At 72.7% G+C, this 3,473-nt stretch carries 3 protein-coding genes; all 3 read left to right on the forward strand.

Going from position 1 to position 3,473, the window contains the following annotated elements; all coding sequences use genetic code 11:
* A partial coding sequence (locus M4J07_RS47125) for a GlxA family transcriptional regulator (RefSeq protein ID WP_255983450.1) occupies positions 1-961 on the forward strand: 961 nt, incomplete at its 5' end.
* Positions 962-1,095: 134 nt separating this feature from the next.
* Positions 1,096-2,094, forward strand: coding sequence for a type I glyceraldehyde-3-phosphate dehydrogenase (gene gap, locus M4J07_RS47130; RefSeq protein WP_255983452.1), 999 nt, complete (start codon positions 1,096-1,098; stop codon positions 2,092-2,094).
* A gap of 166 nt (positions 2,095-2,260) precedes the next feature.
* Positions 2,261-3,382, forward strand: coding sequence for an LLM class flavin-dependent oxidoreductase (locus M4J07_RS47135; RefSeq protein ID WP_255983454.1), 1,122 nt, complete (start codon positions 2,261-2,263; stop codon positions 3,380-3,382).
* The last annotated feature ends 91 nt before the right edge of the window (positions 3,383-3,473 follow it).

Raw genomic sequence — 3,473 nt, forward strand, 5'->3', positions numbered from 1 at the left:
GCCCGCCTCCCGTCTGCATCGCGTCGCCGTCCTCGTGCTCGAAGGAGCGAAACCCCTCGACGTCGGCATCCCGGCACAGGTGTTCACGACGCGGGCGAGCATGCCGTACGAGGTCCGGGTCTGCGGTGCGGCGCCCGGACCGGTGACCGGGGGCGACGGGCTGTCGTACGCGGTGGCGCACGGCCTCGAAGCCCTGGAGTGGGCCGACGTCGTCTATGTCCCCGGCTACCGGCACCCCGACCGCGACGACCCGCCGCGCAGCGTCGTCGACGCGCTGACCGGCGCGCACGAGCGGGGTGCCCGGCTCGCCGCGATCTCCACGGGCGCCTTCGCGCTCGCCGCGACGGGCCTGCTCGACGGCCGGCGCGCCACGACGCACTGGCACTACACGCGGGCGCTCGCGGACCGGTACCCACGGATCGAGGTCGACGAGAACGTCCTCTTCGTCGACGAGGGCAGCGTCCTGACCTCGGCGGGCGCCGCCTCCGGCATCGACCTGTGCCTGCACGTGCTCCGCGGCGACCTCGGCGTGGCCGCGTCGAACCACGCCGCCCGGCGCCTCGTCGCCGCGCCCTACCGCAGCGGCGGCCAGGCGCAGTACGTGCCGCGCAGCGTCCCCCAGCCGCTCGGCGAACGGTTCGCCGCCACCCGCGACTGGGCGCTGCGCCGGCTCGACGAACCGCTCACCCTGGAGTCGCTGGCCCGGCACGCCGCCGTGTCGCCCCGCACGTTCTCCCGGCGGTTCGTCGAGGACACCGGGTACACGCCGATGCAGTGGGTGATGCGCGCCCGCATCGACCGCGCCCGCGAGCTGCTGGAGCGCTCGCAGCGGGGCGTCGAGCAGATCGCCGCCGACGTCGGCCTCGGCACCGGCGCGAACCTGCGGCTCCACTTCCAGCGCATCCTCGGCACGACCCCGAGCGAGTACCGGCGCACCTTCTCGCAGGGCGCGGAGAAGTAGTCCGCCGCGGTAGCCGACCGGGGCTGACGGGGCTGACGGGGGCTGGCGGGATCCTTGCGAACCATGGCGATCACGCCGCTGTCACCGGCCGACGCCGCGCGCGAGCCTGGAGGTGTTCCGAAGGGAGACCACTCATGACCCGCATCGCCATCAACGGTTTCGGACGCATCGGCCGCAACGTGCTGCGCGCCCTGCTCGAACGCGACAGCGACCTCGACGTCGTCGCGGTGAACGACCTCGCCGAGCCCACCGCCCTCGCCCGGCTCCTCGCCTACGACTCCACCGCGGGCCGCCTGGGTCGGCCGGTGACCGCCGACGGCGACGAACTCGTCGTGGACGGCCGCCGCATCAAGGTCCTCGCCGAACGCGACCCCGCCCAGCTGCCCTGGGCCGAACTCGGCGTCGACCTCGTGCTGGAGGCCACCGGCCGCTTCACCTCGGCCAAGGCGGCCCGCGCCCACCTCGACGCGGGCGCCCGCCGGGTGCTCGTCGGCGCTCCGTCGGACGGCGCGGACGTGACCCTCGCGTTCGGCGTCAACTCCGACGCCTACGACCCGGCCGTCCACACGATCGTGTCGAACGCGTCGTGCACGACCAACGCGTTGGCCCCGCTGGCCGCGGTCCTCGACCGACTCGCCGGGATCGAGCACGGGTTCATGACCACCGTGCACGCCTACACGCAGGAGCAGAACCTCCAGGACGGCCCGCACCGCGACCCGCGCAGGGCCCGCGCCGCCGGCATCAACATCGTGCCGACCACGACCGGCGCCGCCAAGGCGATCGGCCTCGTGCTGCCGAACCTGGAGGGGAAGCTGTCCGGCGACTCCATCCGGGTCCCCGTCCCGGTCGGCTCGATCGTCGAGCTCAACACGACCGTCGCGCGCGACGTGACCCGCGACGACGTGCTGGCGGCGTACCGGGCCGCGGCGGACGGCCCGCTGGCGGGGGTCCTGGAGTACGCGGACGACCCGCTCGTCTCCTCGGACATCGTCGGCAACCCGGCCTCGTCGATCTTCGACTCGGCCCTGACCCGCGTCGACGGCCGGCACGTCAAGGTCGTCGCCTGGTACGACAACGAGTGGGGCTTCTCGAACCGGGTGATCGACACGCTGGAGCTGCTGGCGGCGAGCTGACGCGGCTGCAGGCCCTCATCGAGTCGTAACCGGCGCCACACCCCGCGCCGCAACCCGCTCTGTAATCCTCTCCGTAACCCTTCCCATCTCTGACGGTTCGTCATATAGCTATTAGTCATATGGAGGCGATGCCACACGCCCTAGGGCGCAACTCCCGGGAGGGAACGTGAAGTTCTCCGTCATCTTCGAGGCCCAGCTGGCCGACCCCACCATCGAGCGCGAACACCGTCTGTTCCACGACTGCGTCGAACAGGCGGTACTCGCCGAGGAGATGGGGTTCGACCGGATCTGGGCGGTCGAGCACCACTCCCTGAAGTGGTACGCCCACATGTCCGCCCCGGAGATCTTCTTGACCTGGGTCGCGGCCCGGACGTCCCGGATCCGCGTGGGCCACGGCGTCGTGTGCATGCCGTTCAACTTCAACCACCCCGCCCGGGTCGCCGAACGGGCCGCCACGCTGGACCTGTTGTCCGGCGGGCGGCTCGACCTCGGTGCCGGGCGGGGTGGCACCGTTCAGGAGACCTCCCTGTGCGGCGTCGACCGGGACCGCACGACCCAGGAGGTCGAGGAGGCGCTGCGGATCATCGGCAGGGCGTGGGAGAAGGACGAGCTGGAGCACCACGGCCCGCTCCTCGACATCGACCCGCACCCGATCCTGCCCCGCCCCGCGCAGACCCCGCACCCGCCGCTCTTCCTCGCCTGCAGCCGCACGGACACCCTGCGCCAGGCCGCCCGGCTCGGTGTCGGCGCCCTCGTCATGGGCTTCGCGGGGCCGGAGTCGATCGCCGAGATGCGGCACGCCTACGACGCGGCGCTCGCCTCCCGGACACCGGAGCACCTCGTCTCCTCCGCCGTCAACGACCACTTCGCGGTCCTGTGCCCCACGATCGTCTCGGACGACCGGGAGGCGGCGCGCAGCATCGGCATCCGCGGCCAGCGCTTCTTCGCCCAGTCCATCGGGCACTGGTACGGCGGGGCGGGCCTTCCCGACGAGGCGGTCGTCGAAGGCGCGGACGAGGCGGCCGAGATGCGGCGGGCCGCCGAGCAGGTCGTGGCCCGGCTCAACGAGCAGCGCATCCCGGTCCGGCCGACGGCCACGGCCACGTTCAACGCGGACCACGCGTACGGGACCGCCGCCGATGCGATCGCCTACGTGGAGCGTCTTCGTGACGCGGGTGCGGATGAGGTGATGTGCCTCATCCAGATGGGCACGGTTCCGCAGGAGGCGTGCGTGGAGACGCTGCGGCAGTGGGGGGAACGGGTGATCCCGCACTTCCGTGGGGCGTAGGACGTCTCGTCGGCGTGTGCGGGTGGGTGGGGGCTGGTCGCGCAGTTCCCCGCGCCCCTGAAAGCACGGCTGCGCGCCGTGACAGCGGCTG

Source organism: Streptomyces longispororuber, from assembly GCF_024448165.1.
Lineage (GTDB): Bacteria > Actinomycetota > Actinomycetes > Streptomycetales > Streptomycetaceae > Streptomyces > Streptomyces longispororuber_A.